The 26263-nt window shown below is 51.2% G+C and carries 37 protein-coding genes; 5 read left to right on the forward strand and 32 right to left on the reverse strand.

Annotation, left to right across the window (positions count from 1 at the left end; all coding sequences use genetic code 11):
• Window positions 1-10: 10 nt before the first annotated feature.
• From GA0061071_RS19080 to GA0061071_RS19170, 19 genes are all read right to left on the reverse strand, one after another.
• A complete protein-coding gene (locus GA0061071_RS19080) occupies window positions 11-1201 on the reverse strand; it encodes a phage tail sheath protein (RefSeq protein ID WP_088237033.1) in 1191 nt (396 codons plus the stop codon).
• Window positions 1202-1382: 181 nt separating this feature from the next.
• Complete coding sequence (locus GA0061071_RS19085) at window positions 1383-1571, reverse strand: hypothetical protein (RefSeq protein ID WP_088237032.1); 189 nt, start codon at window positions 1569-1571, stop codon at window positions 1383-1385.
• 10 nt (window positions 1572-1581) lie between these two features.
• Window positions 1582-3084 (reverse strand): phage tail protein, encoded by a 1503-nt coding sequence (locus GA0061071_RS23790; protein WP_088237031.1) that lies wholly within the window; start codon window positions 3082-3084, stop codon window positions 1582-1584.
• Window positions 3081-3692: a phage tail protein I gene (locus tag GA0061071_RS19095; protein ID WP_088237030.1), complete on the reverse strand. Its 612-nt coding sequence runs from the start codon at window positions 3690-3692 to the stop codon at window positions 3081-3083. The genes GA0061071_RS23790 and GA0061071_RS19095 overlap by 4 nt, the downstream gene beginning before the upstream one ends.
• Window positions 3685-4593 carry a baseplate assembly protein gene (locus GA0061071_RS19100; RefSeq protein ID WP_088237029.1) on the reverse strand — a complete coding sequence of 303 codons (909 nt, stop codon included), beginning with the start codon at window positions 4591-4593 and terminating at the stop codon, window positions 3685-3687. Before GA0061071_RS19100 ends, GA0061071_RS19095 begins: the two co-directional genes overlap by 8 nt.
• Before the next feature lie 4 nt (window positions 4594-4597).
• Window positions 4598-4945: a GPW/gp25 family protein gene (locus GA0061071_RS19105; RefSeq protein WP_088237028.1), complete on the reverse strand. Its 348-nt coding sequence runs from the start codon at window positions 4943-4945 to the stop codon at window positions 4598-4600.
• Window positions 4942-5577 carry a phage baseplate assembly protein V gene (locus GA0061071_RS19110; protein WP_088237027.1) on the reverse strand — a complete coding sequence of 212 codons (636 nt, stop codon included), beginning with the start codon at window positions 5575-5577 and terminating at the stop codon, window positions 4942-4944. The genes GA0061071_RS19105 and GA0061071_RS19110 overlap by 4 nt, the downstream gene beginning before the upstream one ends.
• 87 nt (window positions 5578-5664) lie before the next feature.
• Window positions 5665-6711: a hypothetical protein gene (locus tag GA0061071_RS19115; RefSeq protein ID WP_088237026.1), complete on the reverse strand. Its 1047-nt coding sequence runs from the start codon at window positions 6709-6711 to the stop codon at window positions 5665-5667.
• Between the two features lie 52 nt (window positions 6712-6763).
• Entirely contained in the window at window positions 6764-7216 is a 453-nt protein-coding gene (locus GA0061071_RS19120) for a phage virion morphogenesis protein (protein ID WP_088237025.1), read from the reverse strand.
• Window positions 7209-7676: a phage tail protein gene (locus GA0061071_RS19125; RefSeq protein ID WP_088237024.1), complete on the reverse strand. Its 468-nt coding sequence runs from the start codon at window positions 7674-7676 to the stop codon at window positions 7209-7211. Before GA0061071_RS19125 ends, GA0061071_RS19120 begins: the two co-directional genes overlap by 8 nt.
• The gene (gene lysC, locus GA0061071_RS23670; protein WP_088237023.1) at window positions 7639-7884 is read right to left on the reverse strand and encodes an Rz1-like lysis system protein LysC; all 246 of its coding nucleotides are present in this window, start codon (window positions 7882-7884) and stop codon (window positions 7639-7641) included. Before lysC ends, GA0061071_RS19125 begins: the two co-directional genes overlap by 38 nt.
• On the reverse strand, window positions 7784-8197 hold the full coding sequence (gene lysB, locus GA0061071_RS19135) for an Rz-like lysis system protein LysB (protein WP_088237022.1): 414 nt from the start codon (window positions 8195-8197) through the stop codon (window positions 7784-7786). Before lysB ends, lysC begins: the two co-directional genes overlap by 101 nt.
• Window positions 8194-8703 (reverse strand): lysozyme, encoded by a 510-nt coding sequence (locus GA0061071_RS19140; RefSeq protein WP_088237021.1) that lies wholly within the window; start codon window positions 8701-8703, stop codon window positions 8194-8196. Before GA0061071_RS19140 ends, lysB begins: the two co-directional genes overlap by 4 nt.
• Window positions 8687-8923, reverse strand: coding sequence for an HP1 family phage holin (locus GA0061071_RS19145; protein ID WP_088237020.1), 237 nt, complete (start codon window positions 8921-8923; stop codon window positions 8687-8689). Before GA0061071_RS19145 ends, GA0061071_RS19140 begins: the two co-directional genes overlap by 17 nt.
• Window positions 8914-9117, reverse strand: a complete 204-nt coding sequence (locus GA0061071_RS19150; protein ID WP_088237019.1) for a tail protein X — start codon at window positions 9115-9117, stop codon at window positions 8914-8916. Before GA0061071_RS19150 ends, GA0061071_RS19145 begins: the two co-directional genes overlap by 10 nt.
• Entirely contained in the window at window positions 9117-9623 is a 507-nt protein-coding gene (locus GA0061071_RS19155) for a head completion/stabilization protein (RefSeq protein WP_088237018.1), read from the reverse strand. The genes GA0061071_RS19150 and GA0061071_RS19155 overlap by 1 nt, the downstream gene beginning before the upstream one ends.
• Before the next feature lie 96 nt (window positions 9624-9719).
• Window positions 9720-10478: a phage terminase small subunit gene (locus GA0061071_RS19160; protein ID WP_088237017.1), complete on the reverse strand. Its 759-nt coding sequence runs from the start codon at window positions 10476-10478 to the stop codon at window positions 9720-9722.
• Window positions 10479-10481: 3 nt separating this feature from the next.
• Entirely contained in the window at window positions 10482-11639 is a 1158-nt protein-coding gene (locus tag GA0061071_RS19165; protein ID WP_088237016.1) for a phage major capsid protein, P2 family, read from the reverse strand.
• 36 nt (window positions 11640-11675) lie between these two features.
• Window positions 11676-12536 (reverse strand): GPO family capsid scaffolding protein, encoded by an 861-nt coding sequence (locus GA0061071_RS19170; RefSeq protein ID WP_088237015.1) that lies wholly within the window; start codon window positions 12534-12536, stop codon window positions 11676-11678.
• A gap of 177 nt (window positions 12537-12713) precedes the next feature.
• Between GA0061071_RS19170 and GA0061071_RS19175 the strand changes: the two genes are divergently transcribed.
• Entirely contained in the window at window positions 12714-14483 is a 1770-nt protein-coding gene (locus GA0061071_RS19175) for a terminase ATPase subunit family protein (RefSeq protein ID WP_088237014.1), read from the forward strand.
• Window positions 14483-15517 (forward strand): phage portal protein, encoded by a 1035-nt coding sequence (locus GA0061071_RS19180; protein WP_088237013.1) that lies wholly within the window; start codon window positions 14483-14485, stop codon window positions 15515-15517. Before GA0061071_RS19175 ends, GA0061071_RS19180 begins: the two co-directional genes overlap by 1 nt.
• 110 nt (window positions 15518-15627) lie before the next feature.
• Here GA0061071_RS19180 and GA0061071_RS19185 read toward each other — a convergent pair whose 3' ends face one another.
• From GA0061071_RS19185 to GA0061071_RS19205, 5 genes are all read right to left on the reverse strand, one after another.
• On the reverse strand, window positions 15628-16419 hold the full coding sequence (locus GA0061071_RS19185) for a putative phage abortive infection protein (protein WP_088237012.1): 792 nt from the start codon (window positions 16417-16419) through the stop codon (window positions 15628-15630).
• Window positions 16420-16443: 24 nt separating this feature from the next.
• Window positions 16444-16818: a hypothetical protein gene (locus GA0061071_RS19190; protein WP_088237011.1), complete on the reverse strand. Its 375-nt coding sequence runs from the start codon at window positions 16816-16818 to the stop codon at window positions 16444-16446.
• A 586-nt stretch (window positions 16819-17404) separates the two neighbouring features.
• Window positions 17405-17776, reverse strand: coding sequence for an ASCH domain-containing protein (locus GA0061071_RS19195; protein ID WP_088237010.1), 372 nt, complete (start codon window positions 17774-17776; stop codon window positions 17405-17407).
• Window positions 17754-18335: a hypothetical protein gene (locus GA0061071_RS19200; RefSeq protein ID WP_088237009.1), complete on the reverse strand. Its 582-nt coding sequence runs from the start codon at window positions 18333-18335 to the stop codon at window positions 17754-17756. Before GA0061071_RS19200 ends, GA0061071_RS19195 begins: the two co-directional genes overlap by 23 nt.
• Before the next feature lie 3 nt (window positions 18336-18338).
• Window positions 18339-18809, reverse strand: coding sequence for a GNAT family N-acetyltransferase (locus GA0061071_RS19205; protein WP_088237008.1), 471 nt, complete (start codon window positions 18807-18809; stop codon window positions 18339-18341).
• 604 nt (window positions 18810-19413) lie between these two features.
• Here GA0061071_RS19205 and GA0061071_RS23350 point away from each other — a divergent pair.
• Window positions 19414-19665, forward strand: a complete 252-nt coding sequence (locus GA0061071_RS23350; protein ID WP_139109679.1) for a hypothetical protein — start codon at window positions 19414-19416, stop codon at window positions 19663-19665.
• On the opposite strand, the gene GA0061071_RS19210 is transcribed toward GA0061071_RS23350, so the two are convergent.
• The 7 genes from GA0061071_RS19210 to GA0061071_RS19240 form a co-directional block, all read right to left on the reverse strand.
• Window positions 19608-21953: a replication endonuclease gene (locus GA0061071_RS19210; protein WP_245191448.1), complete on the reverse strand. Its 2346-nt coding sequence runs from the start codon at window positions 21951-21953 to the stop codon at window positions 19608-19610. The genes GA0061071_RS23350 and GA0061071_RS19210 overlap by 58 nt on opposite strands.
• Complete coding sequence (locus GA0061071_RS19215) at window positions 21943-22218, reverse strand: DUF5405 family protein (RefSeq protein ID WP_088237007.1); 276 nt, start codon at window positions 22216-22218, stop codon at window positions 21943-21945. Before GA0061071_RS19215 ends, GA0061071_RS19210 begins: the two co-directional genes overlap by 11 nt.
• Window positions 22215-22439: a TraR/DksA C4-type zinc finger protein gene (locus GA0061071_RS19220; RefSeq protein WP_088237006.1), complete on the reverse strand. Its 225-nt coding sequence runs from the start codon at window positions 22437-22439 to the stop codon at window positions 22215-22217. Before GA0061071_RS19220 ends, GA0061071_RS19215 begins: the two co-directional genes overlap by 4 nt.
• Window positions 22440-22442: 3 nt before the next feature.
• Window positions 22443-22739, reverse strand: coding sequence for a DUF5405 family protein (locus GA0061071_RS19225; RefSeq protein ID WP_088237005.1), 297 nt, complete (start codon window positions 22737-22739; stop codon window positions 22443-22445).
• Entirely contained in the window at window positions 22739-22963 is a 225-nt protein-coding gene (locus GA0061071_RS19230; RefSeq protein WP_088237004.1) for a DUF2732 family protein, read from the reverse strand. The genes GA0061071_RS19225 and GA0061071_RS19230 overlap by 1 nt, the downstream gene beginning before the upstream one ends.
• 63 nt (window positions 22964-23026) lie before the next feature.
• Window positions 23027-23527: a hypothetical protein gene (locus tag GA0061071_RS19235; RefSeq protein ID WP_035889130.1), complete on the reverse strand. Its 501-nt coding sequence runs from the start codon at window positions 23525-23527 to the stop codon at window positions 23027-23029.
• A gap of 169 nt (window positions 23528-23696) precedes the next feature.
• Window positions 23697-23969: a Cox family DNA-binding protein gene (locus tag GA0061071_RS19240; protein ID WP_088237003.1), complete on the reverse strand. Its 273-nt coding sequence runs from the start codon at window positions 23967-23969 to the stop codon at window positions 23697-23699.
• 148 nt (window positions 23970-24117) lie between these two features.
• On the opposite strand from GA0061071_RS19240, the gene GA0061071_RS19245 reads away from it, so the two are divergent.
• Together GA0061071_RS19245 and GA0061071_RS19250 are read left to right on the forward strand one after the other, a co-directional pair.
• Window positions 24118-24411, forward strand: coding sequence for a helix-turn-helix domain-containing protein (locus GA0061071_RS19245; protein WP_088237002.1), 294 nt, complete (start codon window positions 24118-24120; stop codon window positions 24409-24411).
• 69 nt (window positions 24412-24480) lie between these two features.
• Complete coding sequence (locus GA0061071_RS19250; protein WP_088237001.1) at window positions 24481-25461, forward strand: phage integrase; 981 nt, start codon at window positions 24481-24483, stop codon at window positions 25459-25461.
• Window positions 25462-25645: 184 nt separating this feature from the next.
• Here GA0061071_RS19250 and cpxP read toward each other — a convergent pair whose 3' ends face one another.
• Entirely contained in the window at window positions 25646-26149 is a 504-nt protein-coding gene (gene cpxP, locus GA0061071_RS19255) for a cell-envelope stress modulator CpxP (RefSeq protein WP_061499382.1), read from the reverse strand.
• Window positions 26150-26263: the final 114 nt, after the last annotated feature.

The following is a 26263-nucleotide window of genomic DNA, read 5'->3' on the forward strand; positions in this document are numbered from 1 at the left end:
GTCAGGCTCCTTAGTTGCTGTTGACCGCTGTCACCAGATTGGCGAGATACTTGTCGGTGATGCGCTGGCGTAAGGTCAGGTTTTCCAGCGGGGGAACCGGCGTATAGTCGTAGTCGATATAGAGTTTTCCGGCCTTGAGGGTTTCCTTGTCGTTGGCCTCCTCGTCAAACCAGCAGGTCGCATCGACGATATAGCCATTGGTTTTCAGCTCGCGGAATTTGGCGTTAATCCCGTCAACGATGTCACGAATCAGCGTCGCGGTGATCGGCTTGTCGACCGCCCACATATGCGCCTCCGCCATCGTGTCAGCGATAACCTGTGCGGTGCGGGTGTAGTTCTCAAACAGGAATAACGGATCATCGGAACAGGTGCGGTTACCCCAGAAGCGAAAGCCATCTTTGCGAATCAGCGTCGTGACCCCGGCTTCGTTCAGCAGGTCGGCATCGGTGCCGGGCTCCTGCAAATCCCAGAATACGGACGCGCTGATACCGGTGACGCCGTTAACGCCGACGTTTGACAGCGTTTTATGCCAGCCAACAGTCTGGTCGATGTAAGCGCGCAGACCCAGCGCGCGCGCCGTGGCGTAAGCGGTTCTGGTGGCGTTCGTCGTGGTGTCCCAGGCGAGGAAATCAGGCCAGATAACCATCAGTTCGCGCTGGCTGAAGTTGTCGCGGTATTTGATGGCCTCGGAAATCGTTTTACAGCCCCACGCGCTGACATACCCGAAAGCGCGCAGTTTCTGGCAGACCGGCGCAAGCGCGGTCGCCACTTCGAGTGTGTCGTAACCCGGCACACCGAGAATACGCGGCTTGACGCCGGTGACTGCCTCGGCGGTCAGCAGGGCTTTCAGCCCGGTATATTTGCCGCTGGCGTCCGTGGTGCCGATGATATTGGAAACCGTCTGCGCGAATGCGGCCTCCTCATCCTCGCCGGTGCCCTCTTCGACACGCACGACAACGGTGACCGGTTTAGCCTGGTCGGCGATGGCCTGAAGCGCGGCGCGCAGGGTGCCTTTTTTACCGGCTTTCGCAATGGCGCTCTGTACGCTGGTAATGAGCACCGGCTCATTAAGGGGGAAAGTTGCCGCGTCGGCGTCGCTGGCGGTACAGACCATACCGACAATCGCCGTCGAGACCGTGGAAATAACGCGCGTGCCGTCGTTAATTTCGACGACCTGCACGCCGTGGTGAAAATCACTCATCCGTTTAACTCCGTGGTGTTGGGGTGAGTGATATTTTCAGGCGAGTGAAGGTAAGAGGCTATTTGTCAGGGTTGGGTTAGATCTGACACAGCCACTGTGTCATGAATGGCGGGTTTGCCCCGCCATACGGGGGAAAATCAGAGAAGCGCTGGCAGCTCAGACAGTGAATGAACCGACGATGTTACTCATTCACCGGGGCATTGTTCCCGCCTGACATTGACATCACCCCGATAAGCTCACTGACCGCGGCGAGTCTTGGATCATCGTCCTCCACGGCACCCTGAAAAGGGAAAAATTCAGCCGGTTGCGGCGCAAGGAACACGCCTGTAATTTCCTTTCTGCTCTTGTCGTTAAATTGCACGTAATACATCACGCCTCCTTCAGAATGCATAGCCGGTACACCCGATCCCGTACTGACCGGAATAGGTGTTAGGCATGTTGTAGTAAAGCGTCTGGCTTTCAATAACATGTAACTCGCCATTGGCTATCGCTGCGGATGTCTGCCCCGTAACCGTGGCATTTGCGCGTAGCTGGCCGATACCCGTCACGGAAGAATAGAGGCTCAGTTCAACACCGGTGCCAGGCTGATTTTCATAGACAGTGAGATAACCGTTTATCGTGACCGCGTTTTTCGGGACAGCGGTTGCAAAGGAGACGCCGCTTATCGCTGTGACTCCGGTAAGTGTGGCATACACCACCGTCAGCGGAAAAGACACATGCCGGTTTCTCTGATGCCCGACAACAAACTGACCCGAGACGATACGCCAGACGCTGACAAGGGCGGAAGCCGTGTAACCGGCGGGCATATTCACCCCGCCATAGATTTCAGGCACTGACGATGCGGTCGCATTCACCGCCAGCAAAGCAGACTTTTTTTCGTCAGGCTTATAAATGGCGTACAGGGCAATATATCCGTTCGCCGGAGCGGTGCCGGTATCCATACCCCCCGCCCCGGTAACTGACAGGTTCACAACCTTGTTGAAGTCCGGCACCCGGTAAAGTTTGCCGCCGGGTTCCGTCGCAACGATAACCTCATCGGCAATAAAATTTGCTGATACTGACGCGGCGGCGATGTTCATTCTCGCATTACGGGATGCGCCCACCACAGAGACACCGGCGACAGCCTCCCTTAGTCCCAGATAATCAAGAAGCCCGGTAACACTTTTTCCCGAAAGCTCAGTCAGCGTGTTATCGAGCGGCTGTTTTTTTGACAGCTCACCGGACACCAGCGCCGCAATCGCCGCCTGAACAAAAGCGGTTGTTGCCAGTTGAGCGTCATTTGACGTTTGCGCCGCCGTCGGCGCTTTCGGCGTGCCGGTGAAAACCGGGCTGGCAAGCGGGGCATACTGCGGATGCGGATTACTGGCGGCGATATGCTGTTTCAGCAGATTGTCAGCATACGCTTTCACCTCAATGACCGCGTTATCGGCATACTGACGCGTCGCCAGCACGACCGACGGGTCGATTTTCAGCGTCACGGCGGCGGTTGAGGAGACAATCAGCACCATGCGTATGGTCTGCGTGCGCCCGCTTCCCTCCTGTAACTGCGGCTTGTAGGTTTCCGGGCAGTTCGCCACGGCAATTAACACGCCGTTATCGTCATAAATCCCGATTTCACGGATCCAGAATCCACCCTCATTTTCGGGGATGATTTGCTCGGCAATAATCTGGCTGGCGTTGTTCGGGTCAACGCTCAGCATATTCAGCGGCGCAATGCGCTTCTGATTGACCAGCTTTGTCTGTGCCGCGTCCGGCGTCGGCAGGGTGCCGTTGCCGTCCCCGACGGCCATTTGTGTCAGGTTGAGTTTCGTGCCGAGGGCGGCGGCGTTCGCCAGCAGTGCCGCGCCCTGATTGGTCAGAATTGCAAAAAATTTCGCGGTCATGCGTTAACTCTCAGGTTATCAATAAACAGAATGGCCGAGGCCGGGAAGTAATCACCGCCAACAGCGATTTGCTCCGGCGTGTAGGGGTAAACCGTCAGCGAATTGCCGTCATAGCTTCCGGCTTCTGCATGGAAATTGCCGGATGTGCTCAGGCTGATAGCGAGGCCGGTTAAGTGGCGACTGGCCGGTTTGGCATCATCAATAAGCCGCTCCAGCTCCTGATACATTTCATCGGTGATCCCGCCGTCCAGCACACCGACAACAAGCCGGAAGGTTCCAGGCTCCTCGTTGAGCTGCCACCACTCCTTAATCTCAATCAGAAAGCCGAGCGGCTCGACCACGCGACGTAATGCGCTGATGGTGCCTTTGTGCTGATGGACGTAAAACGAGGCGGCAATAACGTTGCGTTTGGTGGCTTCCGGCCAGGCTGAATCCCACCGGTCAACGGACAGCGCCCAGGCAAGATAAGACAGCAGGTTAACCGGGCAGGTTTTCGGATCCCACAGGGTACGCAGCGGCACCGGCACGCGGATGATTTCCGCTGCGGCGGCTGCGGCGGCGACTTCCAGCGCCGAGGAGCCGACGGGCAACAGGCGGTCATCACTCATCGGCACCCCCGGCGGTGAGGGTGTAATTGGTGCAATATGAGGCCTGGTGTTTACCGATCACAATGTCAGCAAGCGGCGCGGTCAGCTCGACTCGCTGCACCCCTTCAACATGCAGGGCGGCATAAATGGCCGACTGGCGGACATCGCGCCCGAGCCGGTGCTGCGCGGTGATATACGCCTCCAGTTTTGTTTTTGCGGCGGCGATGATGGGCTCCGCTTCGGGGCCAGGGTAAAAAAAGAGCGTGGCGGCAACCTGATACGGCACAATCTCAGCGGCCTGTACCGTGACGCGATCCCCCACCGGGCGCACGTCTTCGGCGTTAAGGGCTTTCTCCACCACGGCCAGCAGGTCAGCACCGGCGGAGCCGTCACCCTCGCGGGCTAACACGGTGATGGTCACACAGGCCGGAGTGGGGCTGACCACAGAGATATCGGCGACACGCCCGTCTGCGCTGCGCCCGTGGTACTCGTAAGCGCCGACCGGCCCCGCCACGCTTAACCCTTCAAACGCCTGTTGCGCGCGTGAACGTAAATCCGCGTCGGATTCCAGCACCGCCGCCACAGGCGGTACGGCGGTATCATCCGCCGGGGTGATGGTCAGGCGCGCGGTGTTGCTGTTGGCGGCCATCACGTCAAGGTCATTACCGGCAGCGCTCGCCAGCATGACGGCGCGGGCAGCTTCGTTAACCCGCTGGCGCCAGATAACTTCGCGGTAGGCGTTTTCCTCAAGGAATTTTGTCAGCGGTTCGGACTCAAGCGAGAGCGTACGGGCAACAGCGTCCTGTTGCTCTTCCGGGAAGAGGGAAACCAGCGTCGCTTTACGCTCGGCGAGGATACTTTCGTAATCCAGCGCCTCGACCACATCCGGGGCGGGGAGCTGGCTCAAATCAACAATCGGCATGATATCAACTCACAGGAAGGGTTAACGAAAGGGTTTCGCCGGTGCTGGCTATCTCGCCGGTCAGGCTGACCACCATGCGGCCATCAAACTGACGCTCCGTTGTCACCGTGCTTAGCGTGATACGCGGCTCCCACTTCAGCACGGCAAAATAACAGGCGACTTTGATTTGCAGCTCCAGCGCCGGGGTCTGCGGCTGGTCAATCATGGAGGACAACAGCGAGCCATATTCGCGGCGCATCACGCGCGAGCCGACCGGCGTGCGCAGAATATCGGCCAGGCTCTGACTGATATGCTCCGCATCGGTGAGTGTGCGGCCATCGCTGCGGCTCATGCCAAGATAACGGGCGGTCATAAAGGCGCTCCTGTCGTGCCGCCGCTGTCGCCGGGGTGTTGGTGGGTGTGGAGGACTTTGCCATTAGACGACAGCGCGCCGCCGCTGTGCTCGATATTGCCGTGCATCGTGCCGCCGTTCTGCACCTCCAGCGAGCCGGTGATCAGTTTGTTGGTGCAGACCACTTCCGGCGTATCGAGTGTGATACGGGAGGAGGCTTTGACCATGACCACCGGCACCGTGACGGTGACGGATTCCGATGCCGTCACGTCAGCGGTTTTAATCCCGCTGACCGTCAGCGCACTGGTTTGCGGCTCATATTCCAAAACAGCGCCGTCCGGGAAGGAAATATGCCAGGCATCCGCCGAAGCAGACGGGGCGGGGTTCTCATCGGAAAAAATACCCGGCAGCACAAAGGCGGTATCAAGCTCACCGCCCACGGCCAGAATTAACACCTGCTCGCCAATGGAGGGAGCCCACCACGAACGTGAGCGCCCGGCGCGCTGGGTCAGCCAGTTAAGCCAGCCGGTAACAATGCCGCCGGTCTGCACACGGCAGCGACCGGCATTAAGATCGGTTTCGACCACAAAGCCGGTGCGTACCATATTGCGGATGGCGCGGGCAAGTTCGTTAATGTTTGCTGGTATGTTCATACAACGAAGATTGCCTCTGTATGAAAAGAGCGGCAATAGATTGCTTTTCTATCACCGCACATACAACTTAGGCTTAGATCAAACTCACTAGTTATTAGCGTCTTGGTGATGAACTATATCTTCTCTATCATTTAGAGGGAGGTCTGAATAAAAGAAAGTATTCATATCAATGCCAGTGTATTTTTTTATATCCTCACCGTTAATGTCAAAATCTTGTCCGCCCCCTGTATCAATTGAAGCACCTTCTGCTTGCAGTGCTGCAAAAAAGGATGTAGTTCTTTCATGACGTTCAATAGCATCTTTTGATGCACCATTTTTAATTAACCGGTCCTTTATAAATGTGCGTGCTAATGTTGGGGGTTGAAAGAAAACCCTAGCGCCAAATAGATCTTGAACAGAAGATACCTTTCCATTTGAAAAAACAGATTCTTTTTTAAATTTAATATGTGTTCTAAACCCAACCTCATCTTGCTTGATGTCATAGTAAATGATATTGTTTGGAAATATTACAGGACCAGAGCACCAGTCGCCAGAACGTGAGGAGTAGATGTATGATTGATATTCTTCTGGCTTAATTCTTTTGAGGCTTATACACATTATTAAGGTATACGCTTTAGATGCACTTTGCAGCGTAGGGAATCTATCATCAGGCCAATATGCACTATCGCTATTTATGTCATAGATAATCGGCCTACCATTTTCATCTAACAAAAGTGACTTTATGTCCTTATTCAATTGAGGTCTAAAACCGTAGCCCTTTCCTTTAGGAAGATTAGCTACCTTTTCCTTAAGATACTCTTTGTATGATTCAACTTCAGGATCAGAGTTTGGTAGTTTTGTAAAAAAGGTTAGCTGCACCTCGCCTAGTGGCCGTTTAACTTTTGCAAGATCATTTAATATATGATTCAGCTTGTTTTGAAGTTGTTCTTTTTCGCGTTCGTCATCTGCCTTCTCTTTTTTCGCCAAAACTACACCACCAATGGTAGACAGTAATATTAAAATAACAGCGAACCATCCCCACGCGGTAAGCTTACCATTAATTTTCTTGAAAACATTTAAGACACCTAAAACCCCTAACACACCAGACAATATGGGCAACAAATCCTTAAGAGTATCAAATATAAAAGATTTCACTCAAACAGTCTCCACAATGACTTGCTTTTTAGTAAGGTTAACTACTTTACCTTTAACCATCTTTAAGATGCTTGATTATCACGTCATTGATTATACTTTGCTCATGAACATTTAAACCAAGCAAGATTCTAGCTTCATATTTAATTTGCTGTCCATGAACGCTCGCTCTGTCCTTTAGTCCGTACTGATGAACTTTTGCGATGCGCTGTACCTTCCCGGTAAATTCCACCACTGCCGCACTGTCATTACCACTGGCTTTCAGGTAACGGTTCGTGCGTAGCTTTGCGAACATCTCCCGCTTAATCCGGCCTTTCTTTGCGCGTATCGGCTGGCTTTTTCGTGGCGCGTATGGCGTCCCGTCGGGCGCTTTTTGCGATTTAATCCGCTGTTGCTGACGCTGGCGCAGTTTCTTCGCAATCTCGACAGTCAGACGGCGACGGCCAGCTGGGGAAAGTGCCGCAAGCAACCCCGCGAGCTTGTCCTCAAATGGCTTAAGCTCATTCATGCCACTGACTCACCAGATCATTACCGGCATACATCGCCAGCGGTCGTGTTACCGGCTCCGGCGGCGGTGGCTCCGGGGCAGTAGTAACATGCAGCGCGGCGTCAACTTCCCTGACCAGCGTTCTCTCGGTCAGTAACAGGCTGATACTGATATCGACGCTGCTGTCATTGTTGATGTCGGCATAAAAGGTAAAGCCCTTTTTCTGCCCCTCGCCGGTTGTCATGATGTCCGGCTGGTACTCACGCAGCCAGGCCATCACCGGAACGAGGATCAAATCAATATCGCCGGTGTAGTCGGTCACCACCACGTTGAGGGTGTAGCGTTTTTCAAAAGAGAGGGACGCGGCAAGCGTTGCGCCAATGCTCCCGCTGTCGATAAACAGTCGCAGCATTTCGGGGTTGGTGCGCAGCTCCGGCACCGCATTACTGAGGGCTTTGCGCAGGCTGTCGGGTTTCAGCATAGGTTTCATCCTGGCATTTTTTGACGGCTTCAACCTGTAACGCGCAGCTTTCTAACGCACGCTCAAGGTTCCTGATATCGGCGCTCAAATCGCCGTTGGTGTGTGGATCACTTCCCGGCATCGGGCAAAGGCTGACTTTCGGGCAGCCGTTGTAAACAATCACCGGCACTGGCGCAGGTGGGGCGCTTGTGCAACCGGCGCACAGCATCAGGTAAATCAGCGCTGTACCAGCGGCGAAAGGCTTCGTTTTCATTGAGCAACCTCGTTATGGTTTGTTCCCGCCTGGCTTCCCGCTCACCGGCGGCATTCAGCTTCTGGCGCAAATCCACCTGCGCCCGTTCGTTTTTATCCGCCCGGTCACTGGCAACAATGAGCTGGTTTTTCAGCATGCCGATCGTTGTTTTTTGTTCACTGGCGACACGGCCGGCTTTATCAAACGACGCGCGAAGGGTGCCGTTTTCATGGCGCAGCCACAGCAGACCGGCGACGGCCAGAATCAGCAACACGATTAACGTTTTCATTCCGCCCCCTTAAGGCAGTAATCCCGCTCGCGCTTGCGGCGGTTTTCGAGCCCGGTATTTTTAACGCCGTCGATGTAGACCCAGCGCGACAGTTGATCGCATGCCTGTCCCCATTTTTTCTGGTTCAGGAAATAAACCAGCGTGGACTTGCACGCCGCGCCGGTGCCGACGTTAAAGGCGAAACTGACCACGGCGTCGTAAACCTGCGGCGGCATGTCGACCGGCGCGCAGACCGCGAGACGGCGCTCAACCGTCAACACATCAGAAACCAGATTTTGCGCCGCTTCCCGTTCCGTAATATCCCGTTTCGGCGTGACCCCGGCAGTGTGGCCGATGCCCGATGTCCATACGCCAGCGCTGCACTGGTAGGGGCGCAGACGGCACCCCTCAAGGTCTGCAATCAGGGCAAGACCGTCCTGCGAGGTATGGAGTAAACGAAAGTCGGGCACCAGTGCCGCCAGCGCCAGCACGGCGGCCACACTGCAACGCTTAACGATTGATGACATTGCTCATTGCCTCCCCGGAAAGACTGCCCTGTCTGACCTGAAGCGCTAACAGGGCGTAGCTTTTGCGCCGGTAATACCAGTTAACGCCGACCGTCAGCACCACGCCCAGCGCACCAAAATACGCGGCGAAATCCTGCGGAGTCATCGCACCGAAGAAGGTGAGCGCGACGCTTATCCAGTACGCCAGCCACGCGGTGATTTTTTCCATGCTCAGTCCCATAAATTCACCGTTTCCCGTGCCGCTGCGGTCTGTATCTCTGGCAGCTCCACCGCTGCGCCGTGGGGCAGTACCGCGCCCAGCTCAGCCAGCCCCGGATTAGCCGCGAGCACCGTTTCGAATACACCCTCCGTGCGCCCGTAATACCGGGCGCAGATAACATCAAGGGTGTCGCCCTGGAGCGCATACACCTTCATCAGATTTGCCCCACGATGCAGCGAGGTTTGTCCTGAATGCGCGCCACTGACCAGCGCATATCCCGCCACAGCTCATCAATCGTGGTATCAATGCTGTCGGCTTTTTTATCGCCTTTCGCGCTCGCATCCACGCCGCGATAACGTTCGTACAGCGTGGCGGTTGCCATCGCACACACCGCGCGCTCGTAATGAAAAACCCGCGTGCTTTCGCCGTCGATTTCATCCGACGGCACATCGGCCAGGCGCGCAAAACCCGCCTTAATCTGGCTGTCGCGGTACTCGTAAAGCTCCGCGTTCGTCTCGGCAATGCCGGTTTTAATGGCGTTACGCAACCGTGCCGGGGCGATGGTCTGCTCAAGGCGCATCAGTTCGCGCACGCGCTTCGGGTCGATGTCGGGAAAGAAAAATGTATTCCTGATTACCGGCTCGTCGCCCGCTGGCGGCGGAATGACGACCGTGTTACCCGGTTCAGCCGCCTCGTTTTTGTTAATAATCACAGTCTGCATGACTACCTCTGAAAGGGTGGGCGGTGGACGCCGGTCGCTGATAAGGTGGAACACCCTCATTAACCGGCGTGCCGCCCTGGCGCGGGGCGCGTTCTTTTAACCGGCGACTTTGCGGGGGCGACCCCGCCCGCGTTTCACCGGTGTGACTGTTTTTTTCTGCTGTGCGGCTTTCGCGGGCTTTTCGGGCGCGGGCGTCGCGGCAACAGCTTTCGGGTTCAGCTCGCGCGTGAGGCGCTCAATGTCTTTTCTCACCCCGGCATTGCGGTCAAGCTGACTGGCGCGTTGCAGGTGCGTCATTGCCTCGGCGAGCAGACCGGCATCACGCAGCGTCAGCCCGGTGACTTTATGCAGACGGGCGCGCACCTCATCGGGCATGTCGGCTTTCGCGGTCATGCTGATGACATCGAGAAGGATCGCCGCATCGACCGGCTGACCGGCATCACGGGCGCGCAGGGCGGCAAGCGCCACCTCTTCGGCCAGCATGTAAGGCGCGGTGCGGTGATGGTTTTCCGGCATCGACAGGTTGTAGCGCAGTGCATAGCGGGCAATCTCCAGCGCGCCGGGAATGTCACCGGCATCGAGACGCCACAGCATGACCGTCATCAGAATGGCGTCCTGCGTGCCGGTGCCGTTCTCCAGCACGCCGGTTACCCAGGGCAGATAAAACGGCAACAGTTCGCGCTTTTTCTCTGCCTTGCGCTCTTTCGAATGGATCTCTTTTAACGTCCTGCGGTCTGCGGCCAGCTTTACAAGCATCTGCTCATAAGGGGTGGCATGGCGCAGCGGGTTATCTTCCCGCTGCGCTGCCTTCATGGCCGAGACCCGCATCGCGTGACGCTGTGCGGGGCTCGCCATCGGTTACGCTCCCTCGCCGTTACTGGCCGGGGTGGCAGTGGAGGTGTTTGCCAGTGCTTTCATGGCCTCAGCCAGTTCCGCCGCGAACACTTTCGCGATATCCGCTTCCGGGGTGTCACCTTCAGCCTGTTCAAGGATCTCGATGTTTTCAATCAGGCATCCGGCTTCGTAGTCTTCAATCACGAAATCGACTTTCACCTGCTCGTAGTTTTCCACCTGGTCGAGCTTCGGATTTTCGATGATGTGGCGGCGGTGTCCGTCTTCGTAGAGGTAAATCGAAATGTTATCCAGCGTGGTGATAAAAATGCTGTTTGCCGGGAAGAACGGCGCGCGCACGGCCTGTAACTGGCCGATGGTTTTCTGGCTGATAATCAGCTCACCGGCCAGTTGTTCGCTGTTGGGCTGGAACTTATTGATCATCGGGAAATATTTGTCGGTCAGAATACGGCGACCGCAAATCACCACCATTTCCGGATTTTCACGGTGAACCTCTTCGATCAGCGATTCATGCGCATCCATCACCAGCGCGTCGAGGTTTTTGTAAACGCCGTTTTTGCCGACCGTGATTTTCTCCGAAATCACTTTGCCGCTTTCGTCGACAACCTTGCTCATGACGCGTTCGGGTGCGTCGTTGCGGTATTTCTGCAACCAGCCGATTGCGACATCCTGCAACAGCGGATTTGCCTTGCGGTCAGAGGTTGCCGCACGGCTCACACCGTTAAAGCCGATGGTGATGTAATCCAGCGCCTGACGCTTGATGATCGCGTTACGGATACGAATCTGAAAATCCTGAAAACGCGCCCACAAATCGAGTTTGTTATAGCTCAGGTGATAATCGAAGTTCACCGGGTGGCAGAAATAGCGGTAAGCGTCCATTTTCGAAAAATCGGCAGTCTTACGCTCGTCACCGTTTGCCGTGTCGGCAGTGCTGGCAATCGTGCCGTTAACGTCGATGCCGACTTTTTCCTCGGTCAGCTCGCGCACCACGACCATATTAATCTGCTGGAGGAAGGAAGAAGACTGCTGGATTTTGTCAAACAGCGTCTGAGTTACCGACGGCTCAACGCTGAATTTTTTACTGAGGTCTTCGACGCCGACGCCGTTCAGCTCTGCAAGGCGGCTCATATACGCATTAAATTTAAAACGGGTTTCTTTACGCATTGTCTCTGTATTCCTGTTCTTAAAAAGGGAGGCCGGTTAGCAGTCGGTCAGGGTTGCGTCCGCGCCATCGCCGCCGGTGCTCAGTTTCCGGCGCGGCTGCGTCTGGCTGGGGGTTTTGTCCAGGGTGGCGGTGATCGTGCTGAATTGCTCAGTAGTGGACAGGGTTTGCGCTTCAAGCCCCTGCTTAACTTCCGCAAGCTGGCTTTCGAGCGCGCTGAAACGGGTATCAATGCCGTCGCCGCTGGTCTGGACACGTTCAGCAATTGCCGTCACGGCTTCATGCACATCATTAAAACGCGCATCGGTGCTGGTCTGCTGACGGCTGAAAATGGCCTTAACCGAGTCGGTCAGCTTGTTAATAAGAGAGTCGGGCTCCTCTTCAAACTCAATTTCCGCCAGCGTGGCCGCCGAGAAGAAATTCTCAGGGCTGGCTTTGCGGGAGCTCAGCGGGTTGTGTTTTGCGGTGCGGCAGAATTCCAGATATTCGGTGCCGAGGCTTGCCGGATCATCGGTCACGGCCAGTCCGGTGAGGTAGCACTTGCCGCTGTTGCCGAAATTCGGCTGGATCTCCATCGAGGTGTAAACCTTCTGAAGCGCCTTGTTCATGGCGACCAGTTCATCGGTCGGGGTGATTTTCGCGAACAGCGCCAGCTTGCCGTTAAGTGCGGAATCGTCCTCGATTTTCTCCGCTTTCAGCTCCACCACATCGCCATAGCGTTTGAAGGTGCTGTCCGGCATAAGTCCCTTGATGTGTTCAAGGTTGATACGGCAGCCATAGACACGCGGATCAAACGTGTCGGCCATTTCCTGAATTTCCGTCGCGCCAATAATGCGACCGTCGCAGGTGTCACCCTCGACGCCGATGCGAAACCATTTTGAAACTACTTTTTTTGCCATCGTCAGGAGTCCTGATTGTCTGTGAAGGATTCACGGTTTTGTCAGGAGGTAGTTTCCCGGCTCGTCCGTTGCTTCGCCATCAGTCACGGATGGCTTGCCCCCGACACATCAGCACCTTAGCGAATCGCTGACCGCGCTTAAGTAGCCTTGCCCTGTATCCATCACGGCGAGGCAGGCATGACCATCACCACCGACACCACACTCTTAAACGACCCGCGACGCCAGGCGGCGCTGTTGTACTGGCAGGGCTTTTCCGTGCCGCAAATCGCGGAAATGTTGCAGACCAGACGCCCGACGGTGCAGAGCTGGAAACAGCGCGACGGCTGGGACGAAACCGCCCCGTTAGACCGTGTGGGAAACACACTGGAGGCGCGTTTAATCCAGCTTTACGCCAAGCCGGAACTGACCGCGCATGACTTCAAGGTCGCTGACTTTCTGGCGCGCCAGATGGAGCGCTTCGCGCGTATTAACCGCTACGGCCAGACCGGCAACGAGGCCGATCTCAATCCGAACGTGGCGAACCGCAACAAAGGCGATCGCAAAAAGCCGAAAAAGAATTTTTTCAGCGAGGAGGCGGTCGAAAAACTGGAGGCGGTTTTCTTCGACCAGTCTTTCGACTATCAGCTCGGCTGGCATAAAGCCGGGCTTGAGCACCGCATCCGGCACATTCTCAAATCCCGCCAGATTGGCGCGACGTTTTATTTTGCCCGCGAGGCGCTGTTACGCGCCCTGAAAACCGGCCATAACCAGATATTTTTATCCGCCTCAAAGACGCAGGCGTATGTGTTCCGCAAATACATCATTGCGTTTGCCCGGCTGGTTGATGTTGACCTTACCGGCGACCCGATTGTCATCGGCAACAACGGCGCTGAATTGCTGTTTCTCGGCACCAACTCCAACACCGCGCAGAGCCACAACGGCGACCTGTATGTCGATGAGATTTTCTGGATCCCCAACTTCCAGCGGCTGCGCAAAGTGGCGTCGGGCATGGCCTCACAAAAGCACCTGCGCACGACCTATTTTTCGACGCCCTCCTCGCTCGGTCATGGCGCGTATCCGTTCTGGTCAGGCGAACTGTTTAACCGGGGGCGCGCCAGCGCCAGCGAGCGGGTTGATATTGATATCAGCCATGCGGCATTAGCGCGCGGCGTGGCCTGCGCAGACGGGCAGTGGCGGCAGATTGTCACCATTGAGGACGCACTCGCCGGGGGCTGTACCCTCTTTGACCTCGACGCGCTGCGCCAGGAGAACAGCGCAGATGACTTCCGCAACCTGTTTATGTGCGAGTTTGTCGATGACAAGGCGTCGGTGTTCCCGTTCGAGGAGCTGCAACGCTGCATGGTTGACAGCATGGAGGAGTGGGAGGATTACGCGCCCTTTGCCGACCGGCCATTTGGTCAGCGCGTGGTGTGGATTGGTTACGACCCGTCGCACCGTGGCGACAGTGCCGGTTGCGTGGTTATCGCGCCGCCGCTGGTTGCCGGGGGTAAATTCCGCATTCTGGAGCGCCATCAGTGGAAGGGGATGGATTTTGCCACACAGGCCGAATCCATTCGCGCGCTCACGCAAAAATATAACGTCGAATACATCGGGATTGATGCGACCGGGCTCGGTCAGGGTGTGTTTCAGCTTGTGCGCTCGTTTTACCCGGCAGCGCGCGACATTCGTTACACCCCGGAAATGAAAACCGCGATGGTGCTGAAAGCCAAAGACACCATCACGCGCGGTTGCCTCGAATACGACGTGAGCGCAACCGACATCACACAGTCGTTTATGTCCATCCGCAAAACCATGACCAGCAGCGGGCGCAGCGCCACCTATGAGGCCAGCCGCACCGAAGAAGCCAGCCACGCGGATCTCGCCTGGGCCACCATGCACGTACTGATTAACGAACCGCTGACCGCCGCGAGCGGCCAGCCTTCATCCTCAATTCTGGAGTTTTATTAATGGCAAAACGCAATAAACGCCACCACACCCAACCGCGCCAGCATACCGCCGCACCCGCGCAGAGCATGGAGGCGTTTACCTTCGGCGAACCGGTGCCGGTGCTCGATAAACGCGACATTCTGGATTACGTGGAGTGCATCGATAACGGCCAGTGGTACGAGCCGCCGGTGAGTTTTTCCGGGCTGGCGAAAAGCATGCGCGCCGCCGTTCACCACAGCTCGCCGATTTATGTCAAACGCAACATTCTGGTATCAACCTACATCCCGCACCCGCTGTTATCGCGGCAGGATTTCAGCCGATTTGTACTGGATTTTCTTGTATTTGGTAATGCATTTCTGGAGAAACGTCTCAGTGTTTCAGGAAAGACTATTAAGCTTGAAACCTCTCCGGCCAAATACACGCGTCGCGGGGTGGAGCACGATACCTACTGGTATATTCAGAACTATACGAAGCCGCATCAGTTTGCGCCCGGCTCGGTGTTTCACCTGCTGGAGCCCGATATCAACCAGGAGCTTTACGGGATGCCGGAATACCTGAGCGCGCTTAACTCGGCCTGGCTGAATGAGTCGGCGACGCTGTTTCGCCGCAAGTATTACCAGAACGGTGCGCACGCGGGTTACATCATGTATGTCACTGATGCGGCGCAGAGCAGTACCGATGTTGAGGCGCTGCGCAAGGCGATGCGGGATTCGAAAGGACTCGGCAATTTTAAAAACCTGTTTTTCTACGCGCCGAACGGAAAAGCCGACGGCATTAAAATCGTGCCGCTGAGTGAGGTTGCCACCAAAGACGATTTTTTCAATATCAAGAAAGTCAGTGCCACCGACCTGCTGGACGCGCACCGCATCCCGTTCCAGCTCATGGGCGGCAAACCGGAAAATGCGGGCTCGATCGGCGACGTTGAGAAGGTGGCAAAAGTGTTTGTCCGTAACGAGCTGATGCCGTTACAGGCCAGATTTCTTGAGCTCAACGAATGGACGGGAGAGGAAATAGTGAAATTCAGGAGGTATACCATGGAGCCAGAGGGGGTCTAAGTTTCGCAAAGCCGCCATTTGGCGGCTTTCATGTGACTTCTAACAAAAAAGACAGTTTTCTTTTATTATCCATCCCTTCTAAAAAGTCATAACCATTTATTCTTAAAAACTCAATCATTATTTTTATCTTCATAAGCCTCATCGGCATAGAGCTGTAGAGCGCCCGTATTCTTAAGCCTCTCCTTAAATTGCTCAGTCAATCTGAACTCTTGTAGTAAAGAGTACCTTTCAATTAATATTTTTGAGGCCGCTCCACGACTAGATAACCCGTTCAGGAACAACGCCCCGGATTCAATGGAAGATAATTGTGCCCTGACAAGCTTCGCATATTTTTGCTTCTCTTTTTTGCTTAAGAAGCTTGACTCATCGATATGTTTAAATATGTGATATATATTTCTAAAATAATGCCCTATATTTGAAAAGGCCTCATCCTCCAAATATACTTTATCAATAGCTATCTTTATTCTATCCTCAACCGGGAGTTCATCCTCCACAATACCAAACAATATCAATTTAACTTCTGTAATATAGGATTTTAACGCATCTCTTCCTTGAAGACGCTCCTTTCCATCATCATAGCTCACTTTAATTTCCATTAGATTTTCTTTGTGAAATCTAATTAACTCAAATAAAATTGACTCAAATGATTGAATTGCTGACTGTTTTGAAGTTGCATATAAAGTCAAGCATACTAAAATTATCGAAATAAAACTCAAGCCGGGATTTAACACCCCACCGACGTAATCCCCGAACTGCCCCCACTTTTCCACAAGATTACTTACTGGAAATTCACCAAACATCTTCCAGTACATGCCCAAGGCAAAGAGAATTAAAGCAACCGAAGATAAAAACAATAATATAACACTAAATTCATTTCTTATTGCATTGAAGAACCTATTCATCGCGCCCCTCTTATAAAATGATATCTATGATATAATGTCCAAATCTAAAATATAAACCCCCTTCCTTGCCTCGCAAGGTATAGCCTTTGACAGAGGGCGAACATTTTCAATTCTCCAAAGAAAATACCCCGGCTTCCATTTTTTATCTAAGGTCGTTTGGTTATTTTGTTTCAAGAAGATATCATGGGTCCATGGACTTACACTTGTGAAGTCCACTAATGCCATGGCGATCCCCTCATCGACGTCATCATCGTTGCGAAGATAATTGTTATTTTGAACAATTAAGACGTTATAGAGAGGGAAACTATTAGGCACCCACGATCTTATCTCATTGATTTTTGAACCATTAATGATGTTTTCAACCGCTGGCTTCATGATAGATAAGGCTTGATACTTCATAACATATTCTCTATTGTAAGACTATAGCTATTTTATCATGTAAAAACTCTTAAGGGCTATTCTTATGTTAATCTTTATTGTGGATGTGCATGGTGTTGGTAAAGGCTATCTTTGCAAAGTGCTTTAGATTGTTTTAATATCTTGCACAAAAGCGCGAGTGCATTGATTAAATAAAATTCCCCTACTACGCAAAAAAAATATAAGTATACTGACAATTCTGATGGAAACTAAACAACCCTCATCAAAGCATTACATGAGTATAATAAATAACTCAATCTCCTTTTAGATGGGCGTTTAACCTTGTTAGATAACGAAGACGGAACAAAGGAAATACCAAAAAAAATTTTTAGGGACGAATATTGATCATGTAATACTTATATCGCGCAAGAAGAAATCATTAGAGAGCACATGAAATCCAGAGATGGCATCGAAATAAATTATAATTTGAAAGAGTTAATTAAACATGAAGCTCAGAATGCCATTAAAATCGCATCTGAACTTAACATTCTTTTTAGCGAAGATTTTATAAACAAACTTCAAAAATTAGGTGTGAGAGCTAAATAACAATCACACCAGTATATATTAGCTATAGGTAGCGATAAGACTGCGGAGGTATCCCATTAGGAACCATATCTCTTAAATCAATTGGCTGCTCATATCTGACAGGGTTTTTAACTGAAATAGCAAATGCCCGGTCTTTCTTTTCAAAATACTCTCTGAAAAAGCCATGTGAAATTCCAGCGTGTTTTTTAGTCTTATCCCAAAGTTCAGATGGCGACGATGAAAGTATAGCTCCAATTTTGAATTCACCTATCACCTTTCCAACTGGCATAGTTGCATAAATAACAACAGTATCTACACTGCCGTTTTTGAAAATGCTTTTGCGGAATTCGAATTTCTTTTCGCCTGAAAGTATTCTTTCGGCAAATTCTGGCTTAATTGACAATAAAACTCTCATCGACCCCTCCAAGTTTAACAATCTCTTTAAAATCGTGGTCTGAAAGCTTCAAGAATCCCCAATAGTCATTGTCATTATAACCAGTAATATTCATGATATCATCTCGGATGACTCGCTTCTCAAGAGGGAAATTATATGTAAACTTAATTATATATGGATAATTTTTCTTACGATATAAAAGCTGCAATTCATCTTCATCGAAAACACTATATGGACCGCAGTAGTTAACAAACTTATCATATGAATCAAATTCGCGAATGTCCCTTATTTCCTGAACAACACAAACGGAAGTGGCGACTGAACGAAATCGCGCCGGACCTTGACCATCCGAAGTTCGGTATATTAATAAATTGTCACCAGGTCTGAGAGAGGTAATTCCAGCCATTTTAGTGAGATAAACTTTCTCTATACTGTTAGTGTGGGAAACGTCTCCAATGACACTAGGATTCTCGTTATGTAACTTTGACTCTGGAAAAAGCCTTGTATGCCAAGAAGGGTAAATACTAAGGAGATAATTCCTGTCTTGCATTTTAATAAGAGGATAGTTTGTATAGCTCATAAATTAATCCTTCCATTCAAGTTTTTTAAAATAAACACCTTCCAAGCCATTGTTAGTCCTATTATTTTTTCTAGCCTTAAGTTCGAAGCCATATTTGGTAAGCAATTTTATTAATCCCGCATGCTTATCGAATATAGTTACGTAAATCTCTAATATCCTGTTAGACATTGCGTACTTAAACATGATGCGAATGAATCTTTCGCCTAACTTTGTGCCATGCGCGTTTATCTTGAAAGTACCAAGTTTAACTCTTTTCTTTTTTTCAAATGCAGGTGTGGTGTCTTGGATAGCTTCATCTTCAACTTTTAGATAAAGGAAACCGTCAATAAAACCATCATCATTAGTAGAGACAAAAGCTTTATTATCCGACTTTGTATGGAACCATTTATCGAATCCTTCATAGTCAGCCCGGAGCGAATCGAAAAAAGAATCGGATAAATCAACATCCTTAAAATATTTCTCTTCTATAGACATTCCATTCTCCAGTGACATTGAGCTTTGTTTTTTAGGTATCTTGTGTTCATTATAAGTCAAAGGTATTTGCGCGCAATGCTTTCCCCGCCTCGCCTGCCCGCTTTATGGATCGGTTTTGATGCAGTTGCGTGACAACTCTGAATCCGCGCCGGCTCTGGCAGCGCACGGGCAGAATTTGCACTCCAGACGCATGCAAGGTCATGCATCTGTTGCATGCACAGCTAAAAACAGGGAAATGGTGTAAAAAAATCCGGGCTTCAGGGTACTGGTTTTACTGTAGTTACTGGCCGCGCAATGTGCAAATAACACTGTTGTGGCGTATGCTGGCAACATTTAGTCATCCGCGAATTTTCATAGATGAGAGACAACATATTGATAAAATCATTTTATTTGTATTAGTCGCGACGTAGTCTGACATATAAGCTTGAAAGGTTTAGAGTTGTGGTTTTTGATATGAGTATCGAATCCTTATACAAAACACGAGGTAACTCTCCTGCTTCACCAGTGGTTTCACACTGAAAAAATGCTCGCTGCGCTCATAATTTTCCGGTGAGCAAGGCGTTATGTGCCAAAATCTGTTTTGAACAATCGTAAGGAACTCGCCATGGAAAACCGCCAAATTAACAAAGAACAACTTTTACAACTTTTGAATCTACATTTGCAACAACATCCAGCTTTTGAAGAGGGGATGTCTTTCGATGACATAAATGTGTTAGCTAATAGTTCCTACGATGTTAGAGCCAATTTTAACTTTGGTGGTAATTCTGTTGCTGAAAACTACAATAAATTTGGGTACATCTACAACGAAGTGTTCAAAGATTTTCTAGAGAAACAAGAAAAGGAGCGTTTGCGGTAGAGTGTTTCATTAAGGGGTGAGAATTCCGCCCATTCATAAACAACCGGGTATGCAAATTTTTCCCCGTCATAGATGACCGTTGTTCCCCTCGCCAGCACCTGAAGCTCCAAGCGCTCAGGAACAACGCCATGCTGCGCGAGGTCAAAACGGATTTTCGGCATTCGGTCACGCTCGGATTTTGTCAGCCGCCCAGATGGGGCTATGTCATTCGGTCTTAATGGTTCACCGCTTCTTTGCTGACGGTTTCCTGTCGGCGAGTCATGTTTTAGTGCGCCTCTAAGCGCCGTCACGACCTCAAAGTCATTCCAACCAATAACCCCGCTATCGACAAGATTCAACACCGCTGCGGCATGCTCAGACGGTGTAGGAGTCATAACCGGAACGTCACCGCCGGTGAGCTTTCCACAGTTATTGACAGGACTCCGAGGCGCGGCGATGCCGCTTTTTAAAGTCAAAGGCTCAACGGCTAAAAGCTTTGGAACAATGCGCCAATCCGATGATCGGGTAACGTGGACATGACGCGCTCCGAGGTGCGGTGCGTAAATACCGACCACACGCTCAATATCTTCCTCGTATGCGTTGACCTCATCAGTCACGTTACGGGCTACGCGCACAGTCTGACTATCTCGCGGGATATTTGCCCCACCCTGTGCGGCGATATACAAATCAAAATCACCACTATCAGCCGCCGCGCGAGCCGCTTCGACACGCTCATCAAATTCATCAGCAACGCTAACGCCGCGAGGTAATTTTCGCAGCTCGCGATATGCGCCCATTGTCGGCAAGCCAATCGGTTTAAACTGAGGAATTCGCCACGTTGACGCCCATGCGGTAACAGCCGCGGCCGTATCTTTTAGCGGCTTTCCGGTATCATTATCGAGCTCGCCATCAAGTGCGTAACCGTCGATATTTTTTGCGATATATTTCGCTATGTACCCAGCCGCACCGCCTTTGTTCAGATGTTTAGCCTGAAAGCGATTACGTTTCGCCCCTGGCTCGTCTCCATCTTCTTTGAGGGCATAACGCCGCATAATTTCGGTGATGTCCTGGCGCTGGTGACGCTTACAAAAAAGCATCATATGCCAGTGTGGCGTGCCATCGTGATGCGGCTCGACGACACGCATACCATAAACCTGTAAATCGTTATCTTTGAAAGCGGTGCGCATCAGGCTCCAGATACGGCATAGATAGCGCTGTCCATCCTTCGGGGTATAGGCCTCATCGTTCCAGCCGTGATTAAGCTGTACGGTCTTATCTTTACCCTTGCCGACCTGACGCGTCGGGTGATATTTCGACGGCGCGGTCAATGTGATAAACATCCCCACATCACCCTCGCCAGCGGCGTAACGCTCAATTCCTGCGATGGTATTCATAAGCTCCATGCGTCGTATCTCCGGGTTAGAAATACTCCCCATGACTTTGCTAATGAGATCAATACGCTCACCCGTCACCTTATTTTCCAGATCACAAGATTTGAGGTATTCAAGATTAGCCAGGCGGCGTGCATGCACATCGCGAATTGCGCTTTTGCTGGCATACGGCGAGCGGTCTTTATTAACCTCACCGGCAGCAATTAAAAGAGCTTCATGCCAGCGCATGCGTTGCGCTTTGAGTTGATTAATCCACCATTCATCGTTAATCAGCCGAGCCACAGCGGAAAAGGCCTGGCGGATTGTTATCTGCCCTTTTCGATACTTCTTCCAGAAAAGCGGAGTGATATTGAAAGCACGAGCAGCACCAACGACATGACCGTAAAGATGAGACTGCGCCTCATCGGTAAAAAGCGATTCTTTACCGCCGTGCGCCTCCGCCCATGCATCGCTTAGCTCTTCGTACATAACGAAAAACTGCGAGGCGATACGCGCCGCGAATTTTTTCAGTTCCTTATCGTTCATCCCCGGCAAACGCGCATAATTTTCGCTTTCCGCCAGAAACAGCAACGACGCCTGAGTATTCATTTCGTTGCGCTGATTAACTCGCTCTATGCGCGGCCATAAACGGCGTAAAAATGTCGACTTGAGAAAATAGAGCCCGTGAACCGGGCTTTTGTTGCGTCTGATGTACTCATAACGCGATGTGAAGAGGGAGCTTAAAAAGTAAGGTAGGCGGTCAATCTTGGACAAAACACCTTGCACCTGACGCAGCTCGTCACGTGTAAGGGGTCTATCGCGCCCAATAGCATCTCGCGGCGCGTTCCATGAATAGGCACCGGAAAATTCTTTACCGGTGCCTTTTGCAAATGGTGGCGGCGGTGTAGGGGCGTAACGCCCCCGAACTTCAACGCCCATTTGAGCCGAAAGCCGTTAAGCATTGCTGACTGAGCCGCTCAACCTGCGTACTTAGTGCCTCAAATGAGGTGGCGTCGCCAGTGAAAAGATCGTGATACACCAAACCGGATACGAGCTGGTTTAATTTGGGGTAATAGCCGACAACATCGAGCCACTCCTTACCGGCATTCTTACCTGTTTCAGCGGTCTTTTTTTCCTGCAAAATGAACTGAAAGCGATCACTGGTGACAACATAGCGTTCGCCAATCTCGATACGAATGCTCATACGTGTCCCCGATAGTGTTTTGCTTTAGCCTCGAATGCTGACTGACAGTAAACACAGCGAGTAGCAGACGGATAAACTGCACGGCGGTCAGCAGGAATCGGAGCTTCACACTCTTCACAAACCAACGCAGCAGCGCCGCAGGGTTTTACCCGCGCGGCGTTAATCTGGCGGGTCAGTGACTCAGTCTGTCGTTCTTGAACGATATCCATATAATCTGGCATTAGTTATCCTCTAATTCTGCTTAGTGTTTTAAATTCACTTACGCAGTGCGTAATAAGCTCGGTAGTTAATTCTGTAACTTCATCCAACGAAGAGATTTGCTTATGAAAAATCGCCCGCTTAACGAGTAGATTTATTACGTCCGAGAGCAGTTTTAATTCACAGGAATAAATAGCGATGACTGATTCAACCTTCGCACCGGTTTCCCTGTCGCGTTTAATATCAGCAAGCGAAAACTCGTCGTTTTTCAGAAGTGTGATTTTTAACCAGTTATTTAGTAATACTGTGTGTACGAGTGACATTAAAGGCACTCCTCGCGAGACAAGCCGATATTATGAAACTTGATTGACTCCTGACTGAGTAACTCGACAATCTCTAAACGAGACAACTCAACACTTGTTATGTGGCGTATTAAGGCGTCAAGATGAGAAGAAAAGCGTGTAGCCGCGTCGGTCTGTGCTTCCGTTTTGGCCTGTTGGAGCATTAATGAGAATTTACCGCACAGCGTTCCTGTTACTGTATGCATGACTTTCTCCAGATAAAAAGAAGCCCCGCACAATTAAGTGCGTTAAAAATTAACGGTAATTATTTAATGAAGATATTGTTCAGGTTTAACCGAGGTTAATATTGTCGGTGCATGCTCAAAAAGGCCGAATAACTCCCGCAACGCTCGAAATAATTTATCGCGCCAATAACAGGAATCGTCATTAATGCGCCAGTAAGGCTGGTTAAATTCATTTTCTGTTAAACCAGCATGCATAAATAAAGTTCTTCGCTGACTTATTGTTAACCTGCCAATGTAAGCTGTTTGGCTGATACCAACCTGACGGAATCGGGAAAACGCTGCGCGTAATTCGTCAATTGCACAGATCAGGCGCTCGCGATCGACGTCGTTCATTTCTTCAAAACGCATGGTCGCATGACGCTGTTTCAACTGCGCATGAAAGCAAACTGTTAAGCGCTCGCGCTCCATCATCTGATTATAAAAATCACATGAATCTTGCCAGCGAGGCGCGGCTAGGTATTTGCTGACCAAGCTGCGCAAACCGGCTGGCTGACCGGACACGATACCGAGAGTCATCACAGACATTTCCAGAACCTCCGGGATTTCAGAAAAGTAAAAACAGCGCTTAGAGTGCTCGGTTTTTTGGTGCGGATGATGATGCCTTTGCGTCCCTTGCCGTGGGTGATAGTGAAATCTATCGCCCTTGAACTTTCGTTACGCAATAGCTGAGCAATGCAACGAGGTTCATTCATGATCAAAGCCCCATCCACAACAGCCACGCGTCACGCTGCTCAACTGGTCTGTTGTAAAACGCTTCACGTACGCCGCGATTGAACTCAGGAATGAAAACCAGCTTATCGCCTGCGCGGGCATTCGGTTTAGATGGATCGCGAAACTCAACAACAGGCAACTTGTTCGCTTTCAGCATTTCAATGACTGCACTGCGTGGCTTTCCGAGTAATTCGGCGAACTTATCAGGATGTACCGCTTCAATTGGGTACTGGATCAAATAGTTATTTGCGTCCATAAAACACACCTCTCGTGCTAATCTTGTCGGATCCAGCCCCTTCAAAACCGCTCAGGAACGTTCCTGACGGGCTGGACTCACGCCCAAAATGGTACACATATAGGTTCCATTTGCGGAAAATTTAGGACACATATAGGTTCCATGTCAAATGAAATTAAGCGCGAAGGTAAAAGCCTTACGAGAAGCAGAGGGGTTAAGTCAGGCTAAGTTTTGCAAAATCATCGACTTGCCCCTTAGCACGTTGAAAAAGTATGAAACAGGTAATTTCGAGCCAGGAGGTAACGCTCTGCTCAAAATTACGACACACCCACAATTTCAGAAATATGCCCTTTGGTTAATGACTGACAAAACTGCCCCACAAGCTGGTCAAATCGCACCGGCTATCGCACACAATGGGCAAGAGCCAACAGAATCAAACCACTCAGAGAAACAGACTGGTTAACACTATATAAACATTACATTTTCACCATTTGTTACCAAGATGGTGAATCCTGCGCCGGAGGGCTTTCTTATGGCAATTAAGAAGCTCGATGATGGTCGCTATGAAGTGGACATTAGACCGCGCGGGCGCGAAGGACGTCGCATTCGCCGGAAGTTTGAAAGAAAGGCCGAAGCTATCGCATTTGAGCGTTACACGCTGGCGAACGCACCCCAAAAGGAATGGGCTGGCCGACGGACTGACCGACGCACTCTAACCGAGTTGTTAGATGCATGGTGGCAATACCACGGGCAGAACCACGAACACGGAAAAAAAGAGCGAGGGCATTTGCTCAAAACCATCAATGGGCTGGGAGATCTGCCAGTCAGCAGATTAAGCAAGAAATGCCTGATGGATTACCGCTCAATGCGTTTACGGGAAGGTATCAGCGCAGCAACAATAAATCGTGATATGTACCGTCTATCGGGCATGTTTACGAAGCTGATCCAGTTAGAGGAATTTGCCGGGCAACATCCCGTGCATGGTTTGCCTCCACTGGCAGAAGCCAACCCGGAAATGACGTTTCTGGATAAGTCAGAAATTGAAAAGCTGTTAGGAGTATTGAGCGGAGATGCTTTGCTCGTTGCCCTCGTCTGCCTTAGCACTGGCGGAAGATGGACAGAGGTAGCCACACTAAAACCGGCGCAAATAGCCAGTTGCAGGGTTACTTTTTTGAAAACGAAAAACGGCAAAAAGCGAACCGTGCCTATCTCAGCGCAGCTTGAAAAGAAAGTGAAAGAGGAATCCAGCGGGAAGCTGTTCAAAGTTGATTATGAAAAATTTTGCGGGGTCTTACGCAACGTGAAACCTGACATTCCACCCAATCAGGCAACACATATTCTGCGCCACACTTTCGCAAGCCATTTCATGATGAACGGGGGCAACATAATTGCGCTGCAACAGATTCTCGGGCATGCAAGCATTCAGCAGACGATGGCATATGCGCACCTTGCACCTGACTACCTGCAAAATGCTGTTGCGTTAAATCCTCTGAATGGCGGGGTGACGCTGTAAAAGGCTTCTCTGAGTGTCCACAAAGTGTCCACACTCAGGGAATTTTAAAACCCTTCCAGACCGTTACAGCTTTTTCTAAGTGGCTGTTATTCTTAGATTCAGGTGTAAGTGATTGATAAAAAAAACCCCCTCATCATGAGGGGGAAGACAGGGATGGTGTCTATGGCAAGGAAAACAGGGTTTGTTACTGGTAATGCCGGGTACTGCTACTACTCAATACTGTCGACGGGGAACTTTGCTGCAACTGCGCGACATCACGCAGTTGTTCCATCCGTTGCTGATGCTTCTGGTTTAAAACCGCTTGCTGCTCCGGCGTGAGCAGGTGGTACATCTGGTTGCGGACCTTTGCCATTTCAACCTGACGGGCGACCTGCTCCTGCGCCATTTTTTCCGCCTGAGCGCGCACAGCGTTTTCATCAAAATTTTCTGCGGTGACAAGGCGGTGCATTGTCTCCATTTCGCTAACATTAACTGGAGGTTGATCGTGCCGCGCCTGTCTCATCAGATCCCGCATCTGTTGGCGCTGATGTTCGGTCAAATTAATACCGTCAAACATGTGGCTCTGAACACTGCGCTGCGCAAGCCCCTCAATGGGATGCCAGTTATCGCCTGTTACGACTTCAGCGGCGTGGCTAACTGCACTTAACGCCAGCGTTGAGGCCATGACGGCAGCGGTAACTTTGCGCATCATCTGCTCCAGTAATATTTCCGTATCGCGTATCAACGAGAATCAGTCTACGATTCAGGCTGCAAACATGCGTCAGGGGGTGTAAAACAACGTAAAGTCATGGATTAGCGACTC

Source organism: Kosakonia oryzendophytica, from assembly GCF_900094925.1.
Lineage (GTDB): Bacteria > Pseudomonadota > Gammaproteobacteria > Enterobacterales > Enterobacteriaceae > Kosakonia > Kosakonia oryzendophytica.